The organism is Vallitalea maricola, from assembly GCF_036985595.1.
GTDB classification, from domain to species: domain Bacteria; phylum Bacillota; class Clostridia; order Lachnospirales; family Vallitaleaceae; genus Vallitalea; species Vallitalea maricola.
This window is the reverse complement of record NZ_BTPU01000480.1, coordinates 1-288: the sequence shown is the minus strand read 5'-3', so window position 1 is coordinate 288 and position 288 is coordinate 1. Positions and strand designations below refer to the sequence as shown.

The following is a 288-nucleotide window of genomic DNA, read 5'->3' as shown; positions in this document are numbered from 1 at the left end:
GGAGTATATTTGATGGCATTGTCAACAAATATTCTGATGGCTTGTTTCAATCTATTTCTATCACCACAAATTAATACGTTTGGTGCTATCATATGTTCAATTATATGTTTTTTGTCAATTATTCCTGTTTCTCTTATGACTTCATTCAACAACTCGTCAATATAGAAATTTTCTTTGTTATATATTAATGTTTGATTATCATGTCTAGCAAGAAACAGTAAATTTTCAACTAAATCTTTCATGTTTTCTGCTTCGTTTTTAATAGCTTCAATGGATTCATTAAGAACT

At 27.8% G+C, this 288-nt stretch carries 1 pseudogene; it reads right to left on the bottom strand.

The window, feature by feature from the left end:
• Window positions 1–288 (bottom strand): annotated as a pseudogene (locus AACQ14_RS24690) (sensor histidine kinase); the annotation flags it as partial.